Source organism: Paenibacillus sp. GYB004, from assembly GCF_036577605.1.
GTDB classification, from domain to species: Bacteria; Bacillota; Bacilli; order Paenibacillales; family NBRC-103111; genus Paenibacillus_AB; species Paenibacillus_AB oceani.
The window spans coordinates 71,564-94,972 of the sequence record NZ_JARBDB010000073.1; the positions used below are offsets into that span (position 1 = coordinate 71,564).

20 protein-coding genes, 3 pseudogenes and 1 riboswitch are annotated in these 23,409 nt (G+C 50.7%); of the genes and pseudogenes, 19 read left to right on the forward strand and 4 right to left on the reverse strand.

The window, feature by feature from the left end:
• Positions 1–768 precede the first annotated feature (768 nt).
• The 7 genes and pseudogenes from PV433_RS33405 (at position 769) to PV433_RS33435 (ending at position 9,207) form a co-directional block, all read left to right on the forward strand.
• A pseudogene (locus tag PV433_RS33405) lies at positions 769–2,208 on the forward strand (IS1182 family transposase).
• A 503-nt stretch (positions 2,209–2,711) separates the two neighbouring features.
• A complete protein-coding gene (locus tag PV433_RS33410) occupies positions 2,712–3,632 on the forward strand; it encodes a dihydrodipicolinate synthase family protein (RefSeq protein ID WP_332076270.1) in 921 nt (306 codons plus the stop codon).
• 6 nt (positions 3,633–3,638) lie between these two features.
• Positions 3,639–4,706, forward strand: coding sequence for a hypothetical protein (locus PV433_RS33415; RefSeq protein WP_332076271.1), 1,068 nt, complete (start codon positions 3,639–3,641; stop codon positions 4,704–4,706).
• On the forward strand, positions 4,706–5,638 hold the full coding sequence (locus PV433_RS33420; protein WP_332076272.1) for a hypothetical protein: 933 nt from the start codon (positions 4,706–4,708) through the stop codon (positions 5,636–5,638). Before PV433_RS33415 ends, PV433_RS33420 begins: the two co-directional genes overlap by 1 nt.
• Positions 5,635–6,975, forward strand: a complete 1,341-nt coding sequence (locus PV433_RS33425; protein ID WP_332076273.1) for an ABC transporter substrate-binding protein — start codon at positions 5,635–5,637, stop codon at positions 6,973–6,975. The genes PV433_RS33420 and PV433_RS33425 overlap by 4 nt, the downstream gene beginning before the upstream one ends.
• A 67-nt stretch (positions 6,976–7,042) precedes the next feature.
• Positions 7,043–7,399: a hypothetical protein gene (locus PV433_RS33430; protein WP_332076274.1), complete on the forward strand. Its 357-nt coding sequence runs from the start codon at positions 7,043–7,045 to the stop codon at positions 7,397–7,399.
• A 152-nt stretch (positions 7,400–7,551) separates the two neighbouring features.
• Positions 7,552–9,207, forward strand: coding sequence for a right-handed parallel beta-helix repeat-containing protein (locus PV433_RS33435; protein WP_332076275.1), 1,656 nt, complete (start codon positions 7,552–7,554; stop codon positions 9,205–9,207).
• A 209-nt stretch (positions 9,208–9,416) separates the two neighbouring features.
• On the opposite strand, the gene PV433_RS33440 is transcribed toward PV433_RS33435, so the two are convergent.
• Both PV433_RS33440 and PV433_RS33445 read right to left on the reverse strand, forming a co-directional pair.
• Positions 9,417–9,653, reverse strand: coding sequence for a site-specific integrase (locus PV433_RS33440; RefSeq protein WP_332076276.1), 237 nt, complete (start codon positions 9,651–9,653; stop codon positions 9,417–9,419).
• 15 nt (positions 9,654–9,668) lie between these two features.
• A complete protein-coding gene (locus tag PV433_RS33445; RefSeq protein ID WP_332076277.1) occupies positions 9,669–9,827 on the reverse strand; it encodes a hypothetical protein in 159 nt (52 codons plus the stop codon).
• A 150-nt stretch (positions 9,828–9,977) separates the two neighbouring features.
• Between PV433_RS33445 and PV433_RS33450 the strand changes: the two are divergent.
• A pseudogene (locus PV433_RS33450) lies at positions 9,978–10,566 on the forward strand (recombinase family protein).
• A gap of 665 nt (positions 10,567–11,231) precedes the next feature.
• On the opposite strand, the gene PV433_RS33455 reads toward PV433_RS33450, so the two are convergent.
• Positions 11,232–11,354, reverse strand: coding sequence for a hypothetical protein (locus PV433_RS33455; protein WP_332076278.1), 123 nt, complete (start codon positions 11,352–11,354; stop codon positions 11,232–11,234).
• 216 nt (positions 11,355–11,570) lie between these two features.
• Here PV433_RS33455 and PV433_RS33460 point away from each other — a divergent pair, with 216 nt between their 5' ends.
• The 6 genes and pseudogenes from PV433_RS33460 (at position 11,571) to PV433_RS33480 (ending at position 16,547) form a co-directional block, all read left to right on the forward strand.
• The gene (locus tag PV433_RS33460) at positions 11,571–11,756 is read left to right on the forward strand and encodes a hypothetical protein (protein ID WP_332076279.1); all 186 of its coding nucleotides are present in this window, start codon (positions 11,571–11,573) and stop codon (positions 11,754–11,756) included.
• 625 nt (positions 11,757–12,381) lie between these two features.
• Positions 12,382–13,197 (forward strand): RNA polymerase sigma factor, encoded by an 816-nt coding sequence (locus tag PV433_RS33465; RefSeq protein WP_332076280.1) that lies wholly within the window; start codon positions 12,382–12,384, stop codon positions 13,195–13,197.
• Between the two features lie 1,297 nt (positions 13,198–14,494).
• Complete coding sequence (locus PV433_RS33470) at positions 14,495–15,187, forward strand: HNH endonuclease (protein WP_332076281.1); 693 nt, start codon at positions 14,495–14,497, stop codon at positions 15,185–15,187.
• 120 nt (positions 15,188–15,307) lie between these two features.
• Positions 15,308–15,589: pseudogene (locus PV433_RS34285) on the forward strand (competence protein CoiA family protein); the annotation flags it as partial.
• Entirely contained in the window at positions 15,589–15,774 is a 186-nt protein-coding gene (locus PV433_RS33475; protein ID WP_332076282.1) for a hypothetical protein, read from the forward strand. The pseudogene PV433_RS34285 and the gene PV433_RS33475, both read left to right, overlap by 1 nt.
• Positions 15,775–16,034: 260 nt before the next feature.
• A complete protein-coding gene (locus PV433_RS33480) occupies positions 16,035–16,547 on the forward strand; it encodes an NUDIX domain-containing protein (RefSeq protein ID WP_332076315.1) in 513 nt (170 codons plus the stop codon).
• Positions 16,548–16,626: 79 nt separating this feature from the next.
• Here the strand turns inward: PV433_RS33480 and PV433_RS33485 are convergent, their stop codons facing one another.
• Positions 16,627–17,373: an alpha/beta fold hydrolase gene (locus PV433_RS33485; protein ID WP_332076283.1), complete on the reverse strand. Its 747-nt coding sequence runs from the start codon at positions 17,371–17,373 to the stop codon at positions 16,627–16,629.
• 369 nt (positions 17,374–17,742) lie between these two features.
• A riboswitch (cobalamin riboswitch) is annotated at positions 17,743–17,945 on the forward strand.
• A gap of 287 nt (positions 17,946–18,232) precedes the next feature.
• Here PV433_RS33485 and PV433_RS33490 point away from each other — a divergent pair.
• The 5 genes from PV433_RS33490 (at position 18,233) to PV433_RS33510 (ending at position 23,090) form a co-directional block, all read left to right on the forward strand.
• Complete coding sequence (locus PV433_RS33490) at positions 18,233–19,225, forward strand: ABC transporter substrate-binding protein (RefSeq protein ID WP_332076284.1); 993 nt, start codon at positions 18,233–18,235, stop codon at positions 19,223–19,225.
• Positions 19,226–19,269: 44 nt separating this feature from the next.
• Entirely contained in the window at positions 19,270–20,097 is an 828-nt protein-coding gene (locus PV433_RS33495) for a cobalamin-binding protein (RefSeq protein WP_332076285.1), read from the forward strand.
• A gap of 117 nt (positions 20,098–20,214) precedes the next feature.
• Complete coding sequence (locus tag PV433_RS33500; RefSeq protein WP_332076286.1) at positions 20,215–20,901, forward strand: GyrI-like domain-containing protein; 687 nt, start codon at positions 20,215–20,217, stop codon at positions 20,899–20,901.
• A 301-nt stretch (positions 20,902–21,202) separates the two neighbouring features.
• Complete coding sequence (locus PV433_RS33505; RefSeq protein WP_332076287.1) at positions 21,203–21,796, forward strand: YdeI/OmpD-associated family protein; 594 nt, start codon at positions 21,203–21,205, stop codon at positions 21,794–21,796.
• Between the two features lie 250 nt (positions 21,797–22,046).
• The gene (locus tag PV433_RS33510) at positions 22,047–23,090 is read left to right on the forward strand and encodes a LacI family DNA-binding transcriptional regulator (RefSeq protein ID WP_332076288.1); all 1,044 of its coding nucleotides are present in this window, start codon (positions 22,047–22,049) and stop codon (positions 23,088–23,090) included.
• Positions 23,091–23,409: the final 319 nt, after the last annotated feature.

Sequence of the window (23,409 nt, forward strand, 5' to 3'; positions counted from 1 at the left end):
GTCCATAATCGCAATTCCGCCATCTGATTTAACGACCTTTTCATGATCAGAAGGCATAGGATAGGTCCAAAACACTTTACAGAATGTCCCTTCTGTAAAGTGTTTTTACTTTTGGGGGTTCTCGAGGGGATGGCCGCGAATGTCATTGAAAAGGTCAATCCATTAAGCTCCCATGAAAATAAAATTAGCTCAAAACCAGTAAAAGAGCGTAAGAAAACAGACCCAGAATAACACTTTTTTAAAAAGGCTGAGCCTCGTAAGCAATCATATAGAGATTGTTAAATCTGTTTCTAGCAAACGCGATCACTGACAACAAATTAAGGCAGGGCTGGTGCAACAACCAAAAAAGGATTAATCTCCCATGAGTGCTACCCATATAGGGTGCGACATTCTGTGATGCATCGTGGTGGTCGGAGTCAGACTAACGGTTGGGCTCTATGGCACCATAGCTTATCGACCTTCTTCGCCAGCCGTACAAACAGTATCGACACGGGGACCCATTTTCATCCTCTGTGGTGTGCAGCGCCGCTCTTGCGCTGCATGTATGGCTAACGGAGACGTTATATAAGAAAGTGCCGGGACGTGCCGGGTTGCGAAACTATGGTGCAATTTATGGACCGATAAAGCCGGGCGCCCGAAAGCGGAGGCCGCTGAAAAAGTCCGTCACTTAGAAAAAGGTACAGTCCTTCAAGAAAGTTGAAGAGGTTGTACCTTTTTTGCCGTATAATTGAGTCATCACGAAAAGCGGGTGAGAGCGGATGAGAGCGGATGATTCGGCAACAACAAACCTTAGTTCTGAGTCCTTATGCAGCGCTGTATGACATTGTCGTGCCGAAGGACAATATGCCCCGTCAAATCAATGGTGGACCTCACCTTCATATACGAAGAACTGGAAGCAAAATATTGTCTGGACAATGGACGTAACGCAATTGATCCCATTTGCATGTTTAAATACTTGCTACTGAAAGCCATCTTTGAACTGTCTGACATAGACATTGTCGAACGCTCAAAGTATGACTTGTCGTTCAAATACTTCCTCGGAATGGCACCGGAGGACCCGGTAATCGACCCGAGCTCCCTGACGAAATTCCGTAAACTGCGGTTGAAAGACATGAACCTATTGGACATGCTCATTGGTAAGACCGTAGCTCTTGCCATCGAGCAGAATATCCTGAAGAGCAACTCCATCATCGTCGACACTACGCATACGAAAGCGCGCTACAACCAGAAATCGCCGCAAGAAATTCTGCAAGATCGAGCGCGGAAATTACGTAAAGCCGTTTACACCATGGATGAATCGATTAAAGTCAAAATGCCAGCAAAAAACACAACCAACGTACTCCAAGATGAAATCCAGTACTGCCAGAAGCTCGTCGCCTTTATCGAAACCGAATCCGGGATTGCACAAGTGCCGAAAATTCTAGAGCCGCTTAACCTGCTGAAAGAGACCGTAGCGGATGACGTCGAGCAGCTTCGCCTAACGGCGGATTCGGATGCGCGTGTGGGGCATAAGAGCGCAGACTCTGCTTTCTTTGGATACAAAACACATCTGGCGATGACCGAGGAGCGCATTATTACAGCGGCTGTCATTACAACGGGCGAGAAGAATGACGGAAAACAGTTGCAGACGCTCATCGAAAAAAGCAAAGCAGCGGGCATGCAGGTTAAAACCGTCATTGGTGATACTGCCTACTCCGAAAAGGATAATATTTCGTACACGAATAACAATGAGATTGAACTGGTAGCCAAGCTCAATCCACTCATCACGCAAGGCGGCCGCAAGAAAGAGGACGAGTTTTTGTTCAACAAAGATGCCAGCATGTACGTATGCCCGGCTGGCCAAATGGCGATCTGTAAAGCTCGGCAAGGCAAGAAAGGCGTCGGTAAAAACCAAGTGGACACCTATTACTTTGATGTGGAGCGATGCAAACGTTGTCCGCTCAAGGAGGGACAAAGAAGACGCCAAAAGCAAGAGCTATTCTGTAAGTATTAAATCTGATGAACACACGGAACAAATGGCATTCCAGAGACGGGATACTTTAAGGAAAAATCCAGGAACGCTACAAAATTGAAGCAAAGAACAGCGAACTCAAACATGGACACGGGTATGATGTAGCCACATCCTCGGGTCTGCTTGGCATGGAGATGCAAGGAGCAATGACCATATTCGCTGTAAATCTTAAGCGGATATTGAAACTGATCGATTGAAACACAAAGCGAATAGACCCATTTAAAACACAAAAAAGACATTCTACCCCCAAAAATATGGGAATGGATGTCTTTTTTACGTCCAGCGAGGCACTGCTGAAGAAAAAACGTAAGTTCTTCAGCGGCCTCCCGAAAGCGTGGGCGTATTTTTCAACCAGCTTTTGAATCGCTCTTACGGATAATCTCCCTTCTTTCCAGTTAATCGCTTCTGGGGAGGGGAGGAATAAGGCGTTGGTTGTTGTGACCGGCTTATATCTCTTTTTCCGGATCTTGAGATACTCCTGCAGGTCTTTTTTAGCGATATCGCTAAAACGGATTACCGACTTAGTTCCGCCTTTTCGGATGATGGACAGAACGTTCGTGTAGAGTGAAATGTAATTGTTCATATCGTATAGTGATTGGATAATGAAATCTTAATGTGCAATAAATAAAATTATATTGCATAATATGAAATATTATATTATGATATGACTATTAAAACAACGATTAACGGAGGCTCTAAGATGACATCCAACATCGACAGCCGATTTTCCGGTATCCATGTAGCGATGGTTGCCTGCTACGATGCGGCCGGGCAAATCGATCCGCACACTGTAAGAAGATTAACGCGCTTTCTGCTTGACAAGGGGATCAAGGGGTTATACGTCGGAGGCGGAACCGGCGAAGGGATACTGCAAAGCGTCGAGGAGCGTATGACTACGCTGGAAGCCGTTATGGAGGAGTGCAGGGGAGAGGCGACGGTAACCGTCCATGTCGGGGCCGCTTCGACGGAAGCGGCAGTCGTGTTGGCTAAGCATGCAGAACGAGCCGGAGCCGACGCGGTATCGTCGATTCCGCCGTTCTACTACAGCTATACGCAGGAGGCTGTCGAGGACTATTGGCGGACGATTATGGACAACAGCGGACTGCCTTTCATCATCTACTATATTCCGGCCGCAACCGGCTTCCATATGAGCGTCGAGATGCTGAAAGACATGCTGCGTGACAAGCGTCTGCTCGGCATCAAGATGACGACGTTCGATACGTATGAGATGCAGCAGTTCAAGGCGGCCGGAGGCAATCGTTTCCTCGTCTTCAACGGTCCTGACCAGCAATACGTAGCCGGACGGATGATGGGGGCCGATGCGGGAATCGGGGGAACGTACGGCGCGATGCCTGAGCTGTTTCTGCAGATGGAGCGCGAATTCCGGAGCGGAAACATCGCCGAGGCGCAGAGCTGGCAGTTTATCGTCAACGATATCATTACCGAAATCCGCTCGATCGGGTTGTTCGCGGCCGTCAAGGAAATTATTCGGCTGCGCGGGGTAGATTGTGGCAACCCGCGGCGTCCACTGCCTTCGCTAAAGGAAGAAGATGCTCCTGCCGTGAAGCGGCTGTACGAAAAAATTACGCATTACGCGGCCAAATGCGACATACGGAGGTGAAACGTTTTGCAGCGATTGAACAAACAACGGAAAGTGCTGGTTGGCAATACCGGTTGCGGGCAACCGCGATACTACGCCTTCCCTTCTCTTTTACGGCGCCATGACGGCACGATTTTGATCGCTTACAAAAACGGGGTTAAGCATATGCTCGATCCAGAAGCGTCGCTGGATACGCTTGTCCTCGATCCGGCATCGGGCGAGATTGTGTCCAAGCGGACCGTCGACCGTACGCCGGGGTGGATTCACCAAAACCCGGAGCTTACGCGCATGCCGGACGGCAGCATCGTCCTGTATGATGACATCCAAAAACCGGGGTGGACGAAGGCGAGAACCGGCCTGCGGGTGTATCGCTCGACCGACGACGGCGTCACCTTTCATGACGAAGGGTGGTTTCCGCAAGTCGGCGATTTCGGCATCGGTTACACGTTTGACGATGCAGTCGTGGAGGGGAGCGGAAGCAAGGCGGACGGAAGCCGTTCGGCCGTCATGCTCGCCATGTCGTTTCCCGAGCTGGCCGGCGGGATTCGTGCGGTTCACGCCGTGTGGACGGACGATCACGGCCGAAGTTGGACCCATATCCGCAATTTGAATGAGGAATTTGCGTACGCGTTCAACGAAAGCTCGCTGCTTCCGTTTGACGAAGGCTTCGTCATTGTGGCCCGGGGAGACGACCGGACGACGAAAGCGTACCGCACGGACAAAACGTTCAGACGGCTTGCCGATAGGGAGTTGTCCGCGCAGTATGATTCGATAGGACACGTCGGCAGACCGAAGCTGTTCGTCCGGGACGGACAGACGTTTTTGCTGTGCCGCAACATCGCCAAAGGGGAGAAGGCGGGGACGCTGCGGCTGTACCGGTTCGACCCGGCGACGCTGGAGGTCGGAGGGAGCGTGCAGCTGGACGCAAACGAATACGCCGCAGGCCATTCCTATTACGCGGAAAGCTTCATGACCGAGCGGGACGGCCGCCCTTTGTTCCACGTCATCACTTATGTGCCGACGACCGTCGCCGATATGCCGGATATTGTCTGGCTGTCTTTCGATTGGGGCGAGTTGACGGGGGCGTTCGAGTAATGGAAACGGGGGATGTTCGCGTGTACCGGCTCGGCGGGAGAAGCCGGGAATGCGGAGCGGCCGAAGCGGATGGGGACGAAGACTGGTGCTTCGTCCGCCTTCCTCCCGGCTACGATCCGAACGGAGCTCCGCATCCGCTTCTTCTGTGCAACCATGGCAACGGCTGGAGGATGGACGGGACGGAGCGAACTGCAAACTTCTCGGGCAAAACCCAGTACGGCGTCGATCCGCAAAATAACGGCATCTACTTGGACAGCGGAGCGCGCGGCTTTCGGCGCTATTCGAGTCCGCTGATAGAGTCGTTTCTGGCCAAAGGATATGTCGTGTGCGGTGCGCAAAACGGAGGCGACGGGTTATTCGGCAACGAGCGGTGCGCGTCCGCCTGCGCAGCCTTTTACCGACATATGCAAGCCCGTTACAACGTTTTAGAGAGCGCTTTCATTATGGGCGTCTCCAACGGCTTTATGACAACGCTGAACGTGATCGAACGCATCGGGCCGCGCGCCGTAGCGGCTATCGTCGGCTTGTATCCGCTGTGCAAATTGGCGGACGCCCATGCGTTCACGCATCGTCAAGCAGTCAAGCGGGCGTATGCGATCGAGTCCGACGATCCGGAAGAGTATGCCGGTAAAGCGGCCACATTTGACCCGTGCGGTCCGGTATGGTCCGGCGATTGCATCCCGGTCAAAGCGTTCCCGCCGACGCTGCTCATCTGGTCGGGGATGGACCGGGTGTTGCCGATGGAGCGGCACGCGGTCGCCTTTGCCCGTAAGCTTCGGGCACGCGGCAATTGCGTCGAGAATATCCGAATCGACACGGAGACGCGGGATGGCGAAGACGAATGCCCGCACGGAGATTGGCGGTATTTCCGGGAAACGGCTATCGTCGGCTGGTGCGAACGGTTCAAATTTCAAGGGGGGGACAGACCATGAGATACGGGAGATGGAAGGGCGTCGCGGGGGCTCTGGCCTTGCTGCTTGCGGCAGGATGCGACTTCGGCTCGGGCGGGAAAGCCGCGGATGAAGGAAAGGGCGATGGGACAGACCTAGCCGACAGCGCATCGTTAGCGAAGCTGTTAAGCGAGCCGGTCGAGCTGGATGTGTACATTCATTCGGGCAGCTATACGCTGGAGCAGTTCATGGTTTTCTACGGAAATGCTATTAAGAAAAAATACCCGAACATTTCGTTCAAACTGCACGTGCCGACTAAAGGCTCCTCCTTGTCGGAGCTGCTCGCCCAGGGCGTCAATATCGACCTGATCCAAAGCCATCGGGCGAATACGTTCGAGCTGATGTACGACCTGAAGCTGCAAACCGACATTTCCGATCTGATCAAAACGTACAAGTACGATTTGAATACGATCGAGCCGGTCGTGCTGGAAGAGATGCGCCAGCTTGGGGGAGGCGGTATTATGGGGCTGCCCTACGAGTCGCGGACTACGGCGCTGTTCTACAACAAGGAGCTGTTCGATAAATACGGTGTACCTTACCCGAAGGCGAACATGACCTGGGACGACATGCTGGAGACGGCCAAGAAGCTTTCGAGAGTGGACGGCGGCACCGTTTACCAAGGCTTTCTCGTCTATCCGCGCCATGTATTCCTGATGAATCAGTTGTCGCAAGGCTATGTCGACCCGGTCGGCAACAAGACGCTGCTCAACAACAACAATTGGAAAAGCATTTTCCAAACACTTCAGCAATTCTACCAGCTCGCCAACAATCCGTACATCACCCCTAATAACGTTTCTAACACATTTTGGATCGAAGGCCGGGCCGCCATGTATGCGAGCATGTTCGTACCGGATGCGAAATATATACTCGACACGAAGATCAACTGGGATGTTGCGCCTTACCCGGAGCTCAAGGAACAGAAGGGCGTCGGTTCGGGCATGCTCAATTATTATTTCAATCTGACGAGCGTAAGCCAAAACCGCGAGCAGGCATTTCTGGCCGCCTCTTTTCTCGCCTCGGAGGAATACCAGCGGGCGCAGGCGGAGCAGGGCTACAATCCATCTTTGAAAGGATCGGGGTACAAGGAGCTGCTCGGCAAAGGAGTACCCCAGTACGCCAGCCGCAATCTGAAAGCGATGGTTTCCGCCCCACCGGCCGCTTCTTATCCGGTCAACAAGTATCAGGGCATCGCGGATAAAGCTCTAGACAGCGCGTTCGACCAACTGTTTGCCGAAGGTAAAGATATCAACACGTCACTGCGGGAAGCGGAAGAGTCGGCGAACAAGAAAATTCAGCAGGCGATGACCGGCGGAAACTGACGAAACAAGCCTAGGACGTCCGCTTTTGCCCTGCAGACCTCCGTTTTGTGAAGGTCGAGGCAGGCGCATGAAGCGAACCGGGATTCATTGCGCTCTTCAGGTGATGGAATTGCTCGTTTCGGCGGAGATTCAGAAAAAGATCACCGACTTCGGCCGCTACACCGCACTTCAAGACCAGGCGATCAAAGAAATGTACGGCCACACGATGAAATCGATGCAAGGTAAAAACACGAAAGCGGTATTCAAAAGCCGGTTTGCCGATCCGGTGCCGCCTCATCCGAACAATGATTTGGTGTTTCCGGCTATCGACGCGGCGCTGACCGCTGTCGTAGAAGGCTTCATAGACTCCAACACCGCGCTGCGACAAGCGGACGAGGCGATCAACAAGGCGATCGCCGAACGGGCAGCGCGACTGGGGAAATAAGCGTCGAGGGTGCGATTTTTAGATAGATGTAGGGGTTAGCGATCGCAAGATGGCTTGTTGCCGGGTTAGCCGTCATTCTCGACCGGCAAGCCATTACCCGCAAGGAAAAGGGCGGCGTGATTTTCCAGCAACATAAAACAAGGAGGATGTATATGAACAGTGAGATCAACAACCAACTGGACAATGAGGAAGCTGTCAGAACTGCGCAGAAGAGCTTTCATTCCAGGACCGTCAGTCGTCGTAAGCTATTAGCGTCACTTGGCATAACAGGAGCGGCTGCGATGTTATCTGGAGCAATATTGCCGGTCAACTCCGTAAGGGCATCTGTGGCTCATTCGGTGTACGGCGGTGGCGGGCCACATAGCGCAGACAATCTCACTTACAAGTACGAGACATCGTTGCAGGGGCGCAGTGTCGGCGACAGGCTAAGGGAACGGGTCAGTGTGAAGGATTTTGGCGCTGTAGGAGACGGGGTTGCGGACGACACTGCAAGCATCAATGCGGCTATCCAGAATGTAAGCGCTTCAGGAGGCGGTACGCTGTACGTGCCGCGAGGAACTTACAACATCGCCGCGGCCAAAACAAGCAACACTGCACCTGGCGGCGTCATTATGAAAAGCGGCGTGCATTTGCAATTTGACTCCGGGGCTGTGTTTAAAGCGATTCCCACCGGCAGCATGTATTATTCGATCGTATCCATCATTGATTGCGAACGGGTTCGCATTAGCGGCGCTCAATTGGTAGGCGAGCGGTATGAGCATTTGGATACCCAGGGAGAGTGGGGACACGGCTTTCTTGTCATGAACAGCAGCCAGTTAACGATAGTCGATACACAGATCCGCGACTGTTGGGGGGACGGCTTGTATATTCGCTCAGCGGCTAAAATTACGCTTGTACGCATCGTATCCGACAATAACCGCCGCCAAGGAATGAGCCTTATCTCTTGTACGGACTTCCGTGCTGACCATTGTATTTTTCAAAACACAAATGGCACAGATCCGCAATCAGGCGTGGATCTTGAGCCAAATCAGGCTACCGAGGAAGTACGCAACGTCAGCTTTAACGCTTGCCAGTTCATCAATAATCAGGGCCGAGGTTTTGTCGTTGGCATTCGCAGGGGGGCCACATGCGAGAACATTCATCTCTCGGATTCGGTGATTACCGGCAATCGTTATGAATCCTTTCGGATTGCGGGCCGTAATAACTCGATCATCCGATCCATCACGCTCACCAATGTCATCCTGGATGACTTCGATATCGGGCTGGCTAATGAGGCAGCGATTACGAATGTCGCACTCGACCGTATAGAGTGTAAAAGCATGGTATTCCGAAGCGTTGCTCATCTACTGGTGACACGGACCGTCCTGCATTCAGATACGCCTTCTGAAGTGCGTTCGCTTGAATTCAATAATGTTTCAGATGCAGTGGTACGAGATGCGTGGATTTTAGACAGCTCGTCAAGCGGGATTGGCCTTGTATCCGGGTACAACGAGCGGATTACGCTGGACCGTGTTACGATCCGCAATGCTGCCGGACATGGGATTCAGGCCAATTCCACTAGTGCCAAGCAAATCACGATTGTCAACTGCGAGATAAAGGACTCGGCTTCTTCCGGGATCGAGGGGGTGAGCGTGGATTGGATCGTCTCCCGCAATTTCCTTCGCAACAATAGGAATCTGGGCATCAGGCTCGCCAGCACTGCCGATCATAGCATCATCTCGGAAAACCACTGCTCCGGCAATGCATCGGGGGATATCGTGAATGATGGAGCAGCTACAAACTTGATCGTCAATAACATGCTTGTTTGAAGAGTCTATCACTTCCAGGGTTGCCGAGGCTGCTCGCCAGAGCGCCTCGGCCTCATGGCTGAGTTAGCTTCGCTTTCATTTTTCACCAGGATTCCAGACATTCCCTTTCCGTTACACACCGCCCCATACCCCCAGCAGCACGACCCCCGCCGTGATCGCCAGCGAACACAACATTCGCCTGCGTCCGCGCGCCTCCTTCAAGATGTAAGTTAAAGTATGCGTTTCATGTTTTCCACGGGACTAAACTTCTTATGCTGCTGCTTAATATCGCTGCTGAACAATTCCACATAATAATCGACCATTTTCAGCGAGGCATGTCCCAGAATACGTCTGAGAGTAAATGGGTCGCCGCCGTTCAGAATATAAAACTTCGCCATCGTATGCCGGAACTTATGTGGAGAGACTCTGACGCCGGTAATGTCCGCCACGTTACCATAGGCCTGCATTTTGTCCTGCAAGGCTCATGTACTGATTTGTTCGTTTTCCATGTTGACGAACAAGGCATCCGTCTCCAAGTCGCCTCGTACGTCCAAATATTTGCGAATGATTTTCCCGCAGGTTTGTTGGAACGGCACTCTGCGTGCCCGTCCGCCTTTTCCCTTCGTAATTCGAATCTCCAATCATTAAATTCCTTCGGAAGTGTCACAAAAGCATGCTTTTCGGCACACTCAAAAAGAGCTTTTTTTTTGTGCCAAAATGCCTTGAAATGACTTTAGGCATGTGCCGTTTTTCGAATATGGCATTTTGGCACGAAATGAGGGAGTGCTTGTATGAAATTGGCATACGGCCGTGTTTCGGCCAAAGATCAGAATCCGGAACGGCAGCTTATTAAATTTAGGGAGCTCGGAATTGAAGATCGATTTATATTTGTCGATAAGCAAAGCGGTAAGGACTTTGACAGGCCGCGTTACCAGGCTATGCGCATGATGATTCGTGAAAGTGATTTGGTTTATCTTGATGCGCTGGATCGGCTAGGCCGTGACTACGATGGCATCATTAGTGAGTGGAAGTACATCACCCGAGAGATAAATGCGGACATTGTTTGTTTGGATAACGAAACGCTATTTGACTCCAGGAAATTCAAAACGATGGGTGACTTGGGGAAATTGCTTGAGGATCAGTTTAAGCATGCTTGCATACGTGGCCGAGCAGGAGCGCAAGAAGAACCGGCAGCGACAAGCGGAGGGAATTGAGGTTGCTAAAGCAGACTGGGTAAAGTTCGGTCGTCCGAAGGTCAAGAGCGGTGCAGCATTCGTTCTAACCTATGAAGAATGGAAGGCTGGGGCGATAACAGCTACAGCTGCGATGAAGAAATTGAATATGAAGCACAGGACGTTTTATAGGCGAGTCAATGAATAAGAGAACGTCGATGTTGAAACTGAGCGCGCATGAACCATATTGCAAACACTACTGGGAAAAGGGAACGTCGGGGTAGGAATTACTAAAAAATCAAGAATTTTTCGAAGTGAGCCTAGATGGTAAGAAGAGGGAACGAACCAGAACCATTCCTGCAATAATGCCAACTATCGTTTTTCCTTCGGGATACATTATCGGCTCAATTACCCATTTAACAATCGGTATAAGATGAAAACCATATACTTCCCAAATAAATCTTTTGACGAAGATAAAAACCAATAACACTACTGTGGTACATAACATAATCCAGTTTATTTTGAAATTTCTTATTGCGTAGTCATCTCTTAATAACTCGAAAACAATCCCGATAAAGATCGTACAACTTGAAACCATCAGGTACGAAAAGGAGTTATCAACATCCAACATCCCCACAGTTCGATAGTGCAGTATAACATTCAATAAAATCAAGATCACAATGGTAAAGATGGCCCTGGTCTTCACTTCCTGATTCCCTCCCCAAGATACTTTGAGAATGTAAAATTCCAAGTATTAAGTATACGTGGAATAAGATTTTTTTCGAACGATTATTTTTCTTTGAGGCTATGCTTATTCTCGATTTCTTTTTTGTTCTTATGGAAATACTCAGAACGCACATGTGGGGGGCTCCTCTACCTGAATACCAGCAGATCGTTGCTTCGGAAATCGTTCACGATGATATCGATGTCCTGGATTACCTGGATAAAATTAAAGACCGCCTCGATCACCGCGAAAGAAGCCAAAATCATGTTCAATTATTTAAAGGGTCACCGAAGCGAGCTTGGAGACTATGGGTTGTCATTCGAAGAAAGTGAAACGGCATATCAATTATGCTCTTGGAAGAATCGACAAACCTGACATCCGCGAATGGCTGGTTAGATCGAGTATCTTAGTTAAAAGTAGTCGCCTGAGACCACAAAGCTAATGCTATATTCAAGAATTAGTCCGATAAGGAAAGGGAGGCAATAGTAATGGAAGAAGAAAATGTTCATGAGGATAAGCCCGAAATGAAAAGAATAACTTGTGCGGCATGGAAGTGCGAAGAGACTGTTTACGGAATGGGTGTTTGTAAAGCTCATTTCGAAGAATGGAATATGGAATCGATCGAGGTGCCGGTTGAAACTAGAACAAAAGTCCGTAACAATAGAAACCAATAATGCGAGTCATATTCTTACATGGAGTACCCGAACGATTTCAACTATTCAGGGATCACTCACATAGGATGGAGATCGGGTAACATTCGTTTGCCTACTCCGGCGTAAAAAGGTCGAGTTCAGGAGTAAGCCGAATTCGACCCAATTTGTTTGATCAGTGATTAATATATTATCCGAAAATGCTTTTATATCAAGGGTTTTGGTGCTTCTAAATAAACCAATATTAATTAATAGAATGTCCCTTCTGTAAAGTGGTTTGTTTTGAGGATTATTATCTGATCTGAAGTTCGCGTTGCGGATGGCCAAAGGAAATAAAGTATTAGACTGCGGCTGTGTTGTTGAACTAACGTACCTTAGTTGAACGGAAAAAAGTATCTTTATATACTAATTGTGAGACCCTTAAATCTTAAGTAATCTTCAGCTTGCTGAATCCTTGTTCCATTATACTCAACAAAAAGTTCATAACGTCTCTTTAACCATTCAATGACCTATCCGCGATGTTTGTAATTGTACATGTATTGGTGATCCGGTAGAAAGTACAAATTTTTTTGAAATTATCCCAACCTTTATTTCGCCTGGCACACTATTTGATTGTTAGGAATTACAGATGCAACCACGGAGGCGGAAGATGGATTCGATCGGGCAGAACGGAAAAGAAGCGGCGGAAGCGATTCGGAGCTATGTCAAACCGATTTTCGGTTTTGCGTTAAACCGGGTCAAGCAGCGGGCGGAGGCGGAGGATCTGGCTCAGGAGATTATGCTGCAATTGTTGAAATCCTTCTCCGGGGTGCGGGACATTCGATGCCTGGAGGCTTACGTCTGGACGGTTGCCCGATACACTTGGGTGAATTGGTTGAAAAAGCGTGCGCACGCTCCCCAAGCGATCGAAATCAACGGCATGTCCGAACTGTCGGCCGACCCTTCCCGGGAGCCGCTTGACCGGCTGCTGGTAACCGAAGCTTACCACGAGCTGCGCCGGGAAGTCGCGTTTCTGTCCGACATCCATCGCCGGATCGTGGTCATGCATTACTACGACGAGCTTAAAATCGGCGATATCGCGATTGCTCTGAATATTCCTGTCAACACGGTGAAGTGGCATCTGAGCGAGGCCAAAAAGGAGTTAAGGAAAGGGATGAAACGTATGCGCGCAACAGGAACTTTGAGTGTCAATCCGGTCAGCATGGGGGAAATGGGCCATTCCGGTTCGGCCGGCAGACTGGGTGAACCAACGATTTTCTTGGACGCGCCTTGGCGCAAAATATCGTTTACGCGGCTTATCACAAGGCGCGTACCGTACATCAAATCGCGGAGGAGCTCGGAATGCCGCCGTCTTTGCTGGAAGGCGAAGTCCGGCACCTGGCCGATTACAATTTTCTCGTCCAAACCTCTCCCGGCAAATATCAAAGCAATACCATCGTCTGGGACCTCTTCGAGTTGGCCGTAGCTGGTCATCGATTCTGGCAAGAGTGCGCCGCCGAAGTGGCCGATGTTCATTTCGATGCGTTAATGGAAGTTCGCCGGCAAGTCGAGGATAGCGGAGTGTACGTTCCGGACGGCGACTATAACTTCCTGCTCTGGACCTTGTTGCCCAAGAACGTCGAGGAGCAATCCTGGCGGAGCATGCCGGCGGGCGACAACTTCGATGCGGTCGCGCCGATGCGAAAGGACGGAGGGCAGTATATCGCCTATGCGGCGTTGAACCGGAGCCGCAATGCCGATCCGGGTTTTGATCTGAGTAGTTATGTCACCTTTGGTCCGAGTCTCCGCTACGTCGAAGACAGTCCCTTATACTTGTGGCAATTCAATACGTGCTGGAGCGACCGCCAGGTGGATTGGCGTTTCCTGGAATACCGGAATGTCGAGGTTTGCCATGCGTTCCAACAAGGGGAACTGCCCGACAACGAAGGGAACAGCGAGCAATATTCGTTCCTGCTGGAGAAGGGGTACATCCGCAAGACGGAGGAGGGGTACAAGTTCAATGCGGTTTGGATCGACTCTCCGCAAACGCTGGATCGGTTGAACAAGGCAATGCCGGATTTGTCATCCCTGTATGCGCCTGCTGTCGGCAAGCTCTACGATAAAATGCTCAAGTTGTTCCTTCAAAATCAGCCGAAGCATTTGGAGCCGCAGCTTGCTTACATGGTGAGAGGCAATACCGGCGGAGGCCGGCTGATCGCTTATATTTTGAAGCATTTGATCGATAACGGGAAGTTGAAACCGCCGTTGCCGCACCAGAAGAAGACGATTACAACCTGGATGGGGCCGGTCAAGTAAGTCCGGTTCGGAAATGGATACGAAGAATGGCCGTTCCAGGGTCATGCTGGTCAATTTCACGAAATACTCTGTCCACCGAAATGATTGAAAACATCGCTATTGCACCACGGCCACCTCCTGAACTTATGAAAATGATCAAAAACCACCCATGACGCACGTGCGTCATGGGTGGTTTTTGATCACAATCGCATCTGCCGGATTTCTCCTTCCCTCACACGAAGGACCACCAGGCAAATTTACCTGACGATTTTTTATCCTTTCTTGACCGCAGCACAACCGTGAGAGGTCAGATGCTTTTCTCAGTCTAATACTATTTTTTCCTAGTCTAATACTTTGTTTTTCCAGTCTACAACTTTATTTTCTTCGAACAGCGGACGACTGGTGCTGACCAAGACAATCCCCAAACTTACATGAGATCGAGAAATAAGTTATGATAGGCAATATTCCATCTGAGCGAGGTGAGGGGTATGAAAGAGGAAGTTTCTAAATCTGCAGAAATACGTCAGCTGTATGACATGAGGGTGTCGGTTGCAGAGATTGCAAGACGAATGGGTATTAAGTATCAATTCGTGTATAACGTTGTCTCCAAGTACAAAAAAAGACGAGCTACAAATAGTGAGATAAACACGGGAGCAGAGATTGTGAACCCTGCCCGCAAAGAGAAGTCGATGGGCAACCGAATGTTTTCCAGGATGAACTACCAAGTTGTGCGAGGTATGAGGGAACTAATTACGACACACGAATTGTCTCCGACAGACTGGTCAAGTATTAAAGAGATTTTTGAGCATCACTGCGCATATTGTGGGATAGCAGATACGGGTGACACTCGTAACGGATTGGTTCCGGACCATCTGATTCCAGCTTCTCTAAACGGTGACTATTTGATCGGAAATGTGGTTCCGGCTTGCCACGATTGCAATGATCGGAGAGGGAAGAAACCTTGGGAGTCTTGGTTGAGGCAGAATTATCCTGCTGATGCAGAGACAAGGGTTATAACTATAGTTCGGTATTTGCAGCAATATCCATACACACCTCCGGAAAGGCCAGAGGAGCGATTAACCGAAGAAGAACGGCAAGAATACGAGTCGATTTTGAGTGAATGGGGGCACTTATGGCAACGGGCCAGAGCCCTGCGGGACCAAATCGCGAGAAAAAAATAAAGTCTTAGGCAGCATTCAACAGAGGGGGGCTATTTTTGTCGGTTACTCTAGCTTTTGCAAGAGACGAAAAGGGTGTCCTGCGGCATATTCGTGATCGATTAAAGTCGCTCTCAAGTCTATACATGTCCATTCTGTTTAGCAAAAGTCCAGGCGCGGAAAGGACAGGAGCGAGAGCATCATTTTGCGCATGACCAGGGACTAGTTGCGCTGCCAGTGATGAAACAATTCTTCATTGCTAAACACTATCTGGCTAGGTGTATAAGGGACGAAGATTCGGAAAATGATGTTATACTTCAAGTACCACTAGAACTACTGGATGATTATAGGATCAGTGGTTCCAATTTAGGATTAAATGAAAGCATGGCAGGAATTACTCCGATAAGGAAGAGGAGGCAATCATAATGAAAGAAGATAACATTCAGGAAGATAAGTCCGAAATGAAAAAAATAACTTGCGCGGCGTGGAAGTGCGAAGAGTCTGTTTACGGAATGGGTGTCTGTAAAGCTCATTACGACGAATGGAATATGGAATCAGTCGGCGGGTCGGCTGAAACTAGAACGAAAGGACGTAAAACTAAACAACGCTAGCACGATCTTATTTACGAAAAGAAGTACCCGAGGATTATTCAACTATATCAGGGATCGTACATATAGGATGGAGGTCAGGTGAATTCATTTGCCTGCTCCGGCGAATCAATCAGGTCGAGTTCAGAAGCAAGCCGAATTCGGCCTAATTTGGCAGCCCGTTAATCCAGTAAACTTTCTCCATTATTTTGACATGAATACTAGAATGGGACTAAAAACCAGAAATGACTATAATCCAGACAGGAGAGGGATTTGAAGTGGAAATGAAGTTGAGACAGTTGGCCTCCGCCTTTCTGTTCAGGGGCGATCAAGTCTTGTTGATGAATAAGCCGGCCTCCAAGTGGCAAGGCCGGTCTGAACCGTTTTACGCTGCAATCGGCGGTCATATGGAGCCGGAAGAACTGAATGATCCGCTTGCGGCCTGTTTTCGGGAAATTGAAGAAGAAACGGGACTGAGGCGCGAAGAAATCCGTCAGATGCGTCTCCGTTACATACTGATGCGGCAAAAGGAAGCGGAAATCCGGGTGCAGTATGTCTATACCGGAGAAGTGATGCGGACGGAACTGACAACATCCGAGGAGGGGCAGCCGAAGTGGCAGAACATGAACGAAGTGCCGCCACTCCTGACCTCTGTATTTCTGCAAGCGGTCTGGCAGCATCTGATGACGGAGGGCTGTCAGCACAAGGACCGGGTGTATACGGGTACGATGGCCGTAGACCATACGGGCCGACCGTTGGTGCACTGGAATGAGCTGGTAGACCCTCTCGTATTTTGAAAAGGCAACCGTTCATTAGTTCAGACAACCTGGTCCAGACTCCTCCACAGTAACTTTTTGGGTACATTACGGTCCCCGATCAGTCCCGGCCCGCCTCATAAAGCTTCTGCGCCACCATGGCCGGCCTTGTGCGCGTATCCGTAAAGTGGTCCCCATCGCCGACGATCAGGCGGAACAAACCTAGCCGTGCGGACATATGCGGATTCCAGCCGAAGCCTTCTCCTTGCGGCAGCACGTTGTCTTGGTAGAAATAGACATAGCTTTTGGGCGTAGGCAGCGTATAGAACACTTGTAGATCCAGTTTCTCGAATAGCGGCTTCGCCGGCTCCGGACGGACACTTGTGTAAAACTGTTTGGCTTGCTCCAAGGTTGCCGTATTGACGAACAACTCCCGAAACAGCGGAAACGGAAGCGGGATCGTATCGTCCTCCGATCCGGCTCTGAGCTGCTCGAAGCTTTGCCTTGTCTGAGGCGGCAGCTCGTCGGCAACCGACTCGCCGTCTTTCAGGACGAACGCGTCCCAGAACACGAGACGTTTGATGCGGTCCGGTATCTGCTCGGCCGCCTTCTGGATGACCGATCCGCCGAAGCTGTGCCCAACGAGAACGATATCGCGCAGGTTGAGCCTCATGATAAAGGCGACGACGGACTTCGTGATCATCGCATGCGAGACATGTTTGTTCGGATCTGTGCCGTGACCCGCGTACTCCGGCGTATGGACGTCATGCCCTTGACTGCGCAGCGCCGCAGCTACGCCGTCCCAAAAGTGAGCGTCAGCCCAAGAGCCATGCACAAGCACGAAAGTAAGCCGCTGCTGGTTGGACATCCGCCAGCTTTCGTCCGATTCTAAAGCGCGACGCCTCCAGTGCAATCCGCCTTCGGAATAGGGGGAACTATAATGTCCGCGGGGACGAAACCAATAATCGGAATAGGGAAATTGATGAATTTCCGGTCGATAAGGAAACAAGGTAAACATCCTCTCCACAATGACATAGCTCAGTTTATGCCCAATGCATTTGAGAGGTACCCGTGCATGGTTCTTCGAAAACGAACGGGACACGATTATAAAGCGATCCTATCTTCATTGGACGTGGTCCTTCCACCGGCCGAGTGATCAAATTGAAACAAGCATAGCATCCCAGCCCATGCTATGGTATAATCGCCAGAGTGAAATGAGCTTGACTCTAGTGAAAGAACTGTATCAGCCAGTAGGTGCCCAGTGTTCGGTGCAAGACGACCGGATGCCGGGTTAAAAGGGAAGCCGGTGCGAATCCGGCGCGGTCCCGCCACTGTGTATCGGGGAGAACTCCACAAGCCACTGTTCCTTACGAGGGATGGGAAGGCGGGGAACTCGCAATGCCCGAGAGCCAGGAAACCTGCCTATCTGCGCTTCAGCCAACGACATCCTTCGCGGAAAAGGATTGGGCTATTCAGCGATTTGATCTTTACCAGCATGGTTGCAGCCATGCGCGTGAGCGGACCGGTGACGGGCGCGACGCGCTGCAGCGCCGTTTTTTTGGCGTCATGGCGGTATTTCGCCGTTGCGCCGTGCCTGGCAAATCCTTGATGAGCTGCCCCTTCCTCCGGAACGGGGTTTTTGATGTTGCGCCGGACGGTAGATACGGGATTTCAGCACCCTCAAGCCGTTCTCTACAATTTCAAACCGGAGAGGAACGAAACGCTTCATGAACAAGATTACCGCACTATTACTCGTTATCCTTCTTAGCTTCTCGATCGCTGCTTGCGGGGCGAGGAGCGGGGAAGAATCTGTTGTGAAAAACGGGGCGTCCCCAGCGGGAGAGACGGCGGCACCCAAACAAACAGATGCCGCTGTCACCGCCACTAAATACCCGCTTATCTTGAAAGATACGACCGGGACCGAAATAACGCTGCAAAAAGCGCCTCAACGCATCGCTTCCACCTCCACGGCCGAAACGGAAATTTTGTTCGCGCTCGGACTGGGCGACCGGATCGTCGGCGTAACGGATTTCGATAACTACCCGGAAGCGGCGAAGTCGAAGCCGAAGCTGGGCGGAGTTTCCGCTCCGAACGTGGAAGCGGTGCTGGCGGCCAATGCCGACCTGGTCATTACCGGCATTTCCATCAAGGACGACGCGCTGGGCAAGCTGCGCTCGCTGAACCTGCCGCTGTACAAATTCGAACCGAAATCGATCGACGATATTATCGCCAACGTCTTGATCATCGGACAATTAACCGATAAGAATAAGGAAGCCAAAGAACTGGCCGACAAGATGAAGAAGGACATCGACAGCATCAAAACCGCCGTCGGCACCGTCAAGCCGGACCAGAAGAAAAAAGTATACATCGAGTTTTCGCCGGGCTGGACGGTCGGCAAGGGCGAGTTTATGGACGAGGTGCTGACGCTGGCCGGCGGCATTAATATCGCTGCGGATACGAAAGGCTACAACAAGATCAACGAAGAGAAAATTATCCAGGACAACCCTGCCGTCATTTTCTATACGACCGGCACCAAAGATAAAGCGGGTCTTACGCTTGACCAAATCATCAAAGGACGCAACGGATGGGATAAAATCGATGCCGTCAAAAACAACCAGCTCGTCGGCGTCGATCAGGATACGCTGAACCGCCCGGGTCCCCGCATTGTGGATGGCTTGCGGACGATTGCAAAAGGCATCTATCCCGATCTGATCCAATAAGAGACAGCCACTCGCGTTAAGGAAGCCGAAGGGAGTGTCATGCTATGAGAATCGTATCGATCAGTCCTAGCAATTCGGAATTGCTAGGTTTTATGGGGCTCGACCGCCATATCGTCGGGGTCGATAAATATACAGACTGGCCATCCAGCACGAACGGGCTGCCGAAGCTCGGCTCGGATTTGAACATTGATATGGATGCGGTGGAGGCGCTGCGTCCCGATCTGGTGCTCGCATCGCTGACGGTACCCGGCATGGAGAAGAACATCGCCGCCCTGGAGGAACGGGGCCTGCCGTATATTACGCTTAATCCCAAAACGCTGACGGATATCGCCGAATGCCTGACCGCCCTAGGCGAGGCACTGGACGAGCCGGATCGGGCCAGAGCGGCCCGGAACAAATACGAGGACCGCCTCGCTTATTATGCGGAATTGAGCCGGCGCTGTATCGACAAGCCCTCCCTTTATTGGGAATGGTGGCCCAAGCCGGTGTTCACGCCTGCCGGCGGCAACTGGCTGACCGGCATCAGCGAGCTGGCCGGCGCCGTCAACGTATTCGCCGATGAGCCCGCGGCCAAGGTCAAGACCGATTGGGACGACGTTTTGCGCCGCGACCCGGACTATATTTTACTCGCCTGGGTCGGCGTCAGAGAACAGCAGGTCAAGCCGGAGATCGTCCGCAACCGTCCCGGCTCCGAAGGACTGCGGGCCGTCACCGAAGGACGGATTCGCGTCATGGAGGAATCGCTGTATTGCCGGCCGTCGCCGCTGCTTGTAGCGGGCTTGAGCAAACTGGGCCATATGCTGCATCCGGACATCTATCCTCCTTTTGATGCCGAGGAGATGGAGCGCTGGCTGGGCGATAAGGCGATCTGATTGTTAGAGATCATCATAAGGAAAGCAGGCTGCCGGCGGTGTCGGGCGGCCTGCTTCTTTGTGGTGCGCACGATCCGGCACTGAGCCACCTATCAAAACTATAGGATAAAATATGACATGCTGTTGTCGTATTTACTAGTGTATAGTAGTGTCAAACGTGTAAGAGGAGTGATCGCCATTAGCAAAAAAATAGATTATAAAAAAGACTACAAATCCATCTATGTACCGGGAAACAACCCGGTTATTATGGATATCGGCGAGATGCCGTTTATCAGGATTAGCGGCGAAGGCGATCCGAACGGAGAGGAGTTTGCCCGGGCGACAGAAGCCTTGTACAGCTTGAGCTACGCGGTGAAAATGTCATACAAACATAAAAACATGCCCGCCGGTTATTATGAATACACCGTTTTTCCGCTTGAAGGAATATGGGACTTGATCGACAAGTCAAAGCCGCCCACGAATAAGAGCAATTTGAAATACACCCTTATGATACGCCAACCCGACTTTCTAACAAGTGCGTTATTCCTTGCATTTGTCGAACAAACGAAAAAGAAAAAGCCGAATCCTTATCTTGATCAGCTCATTTTCGCTACGATGACCGATGGATTATGCTGCCAAATGATGCATATCGGAAGTTTCGACAGCGAACCGGAAAGCTTTTCGAGAATGGAATCCTACTGCAGGGAACAAGGATATGTGCGTTCCGATAAAACCCACAGGGAAATTTATTTATCCGACCCGCGCAGATCGGATCTGTCAAAAATGAAGACGGTTTTGAGATTTCCAGTAATACGAAATAAATGACAGGAAGCAATAGGGGATTAATCGCGACGTATGTAATGACGTACAGACCGAAGTTGACTGATCGCCACCGTCTGACGAGCTTCGCCCGCAGCTAGCGGGTGAGGCTATTCGTCGTTCGGGAGCGTACTGCCGCTCGCGAGAAGTGTGTCATCACCTAACGCAGACAGAGTCGCCGGTTGCATCAAGCAAAGTAAAAATGTTGTTTACAAGACACCAAAAGGTGTCATATAATCGAAATAGTCACCGAATGGTGTCTGATTGGGAAGTCGCCACAATGTTTAACGGAAAGGGGTATACATGGATGATACAAGGTACGAGAAATCATAAGATTGATCCATTTTTTAGCAAGGCTAAAAACTGGAAAGAAGAGTTCGAGATGTTGAGAGAAATCGTACTTGACTGCGAGCTGACCGAAGAGTTTAAATGGATGCATCCTTGTTATACGTATCAGAACAAAAACATCGTATTAATCCATGGGTTTAAAGAGTACTGCGCGCTTCTGTTTCACAAAGGCGCCTTATTAAAAGATCCTCACGGAATACTTGTCCAACAAACGAAAAATGTACAAGCCGCGCGCCAGATCCGGTTCACCAGCCTGCAACAAATAGAAGAAATGCAGCTTATCCTCAAATCTTATGTCGACGAAGCGATCGCAGTCGAAAAAGCCGGTTTGCAAGTGAATTATAACAAAAATACGGACTACGTCATTCCGGAAGAATTGCAAAATAAATTCGTCGAAATTCCTGACCTGAAAACTAGTTTCGAAGCATTGACGCCAGGAAGGCAGCGAGCATACATTCTATATTTTTCCGCACCCAAGCAATCCAAAACTCGTGAGTCCAGGGTTGAAAAATATTTACCGCATATTCTCAGCGGGAAGGGACTAGATGATTAACACCGAATTTGAAGCAGTTGCCCCCAGAGGCGGCTGCTTTTTATTTTTGTTACAAAAAATGGAATATCACTAACCGGAAAGCATTGGTGACCGCATCTGGATTGCCGGGCTTGAGCAAAAAGGAAATATTGTGCAAAATGAGAGTATGGGAAAAGCAGAAAAAAAATCTGCGGGCAAACCAAATAAAGGATTGAAATTTGTGCACACGTTTGTTATTCTGAATTCAGATCTGAAGGGTAGGCTTACAATCATGATTACAATCAAAGATATTGCTAAAGCAGCAGGTGTTAATCATTCAACGGTTTCACGGGCGCTCAGGGACGACTTGCGCGTCAGCACAGCAATGCGGGAGAAAATACACACGATTGCAAAGCAAATGAATTACGTACCGAATTTGGCGGCCAAAAAGCTGGTGAGGCAAAAGACCAACTTCGTCGGATTAATCTGGCCGCCGCGGGAAGGGCTGTTCTTTTACAACATGAACCTGCAGCTTCAGCTGGAAGGGATTAAACGGGGCTACCGGGTGATGCAGATTATGGACGGCCTGACGGACTCGCTGCAAGCGTTCCGGCAGTTTGGCGTCGATCATGTGATGTTTTGGGATGCGTATTCGACGCTGCCTGCGTCATTTGCAGTGGAGCGTCAGCGGTTCCCGGGGCGAGTGCTGGCGCTGGGCGGGTACAACAAATCGGAGGGGGTGGATTGGCTGGCGGTCGACCGCAGCGGAGCGCTGCTGCAAGCGGTGCGTCACTTGTCGGCATTGGGCCACCGGCAGTTGGCCTACGCGGGAGGGCAGAAAAACAAGCAAAAAATGTACGGTTTTTTGCAAGGGATTGCCGAATGCAAGGCGGACTATACGCCGGAGCACTTTTTCGATTATTTCGGAACTACGTTTGAAGATGATGTGCACGCGGTTTTCCAGAAGCCTGATCGACCTAGCGCGATTGTCGTCGATTCTCAGCATTGTCTGTTTCGGTTGATGCGCGCGCTGCGGCCCATCCGTGTACGCGTCCCGGATGATGTTTCGGTCGTTGTCTACGACGACACGCCGGAGATGAGCGCATTTGAAATCGCTTTCACGACAGTTGGCCCGTCCATTCCGGAGCTGGCCGTCAAGGCGTGGGACATTATGACCGCTGAGCCGGAGCCAGGCGAGGAGCGTGAACTAGTGGAGGAGATGATCGGGGCGGTACTGGTGCCTCGAGAGTCGGCAATTCCGTTCAGACCGGAGATGGAACGCCCGTTCTATTCGGCAATGACAGGGAACAAACCCGAGTTAAAGCTAGACGGTTAGATAGGCAACGGGAGTATGGAGGGTGTGCCGCGTATGACGGTGGAGCGAGGTTTGGGCTACCGCAGGAAGCTGCATGCTTCCAGCCTAGTTGTGGCCGCTGCGCGGCAGTATCGGCGGTACCTTCGCTTCCGTCGTATACGGAGAGACAGTGGGAGAGCAGTTATTGCCTTCGGCTGCCTTCCGGCACATTTTTGACAGCGCTTTCATATTGATCTGATCCGTAACTGCGTCATCCAGACCGCGAGTCAGACCGGCTTTGCGATACAGGGAAAGAACGAACAACGGCTAACGAAATGAACATGCGGAGACCACCGGTGAA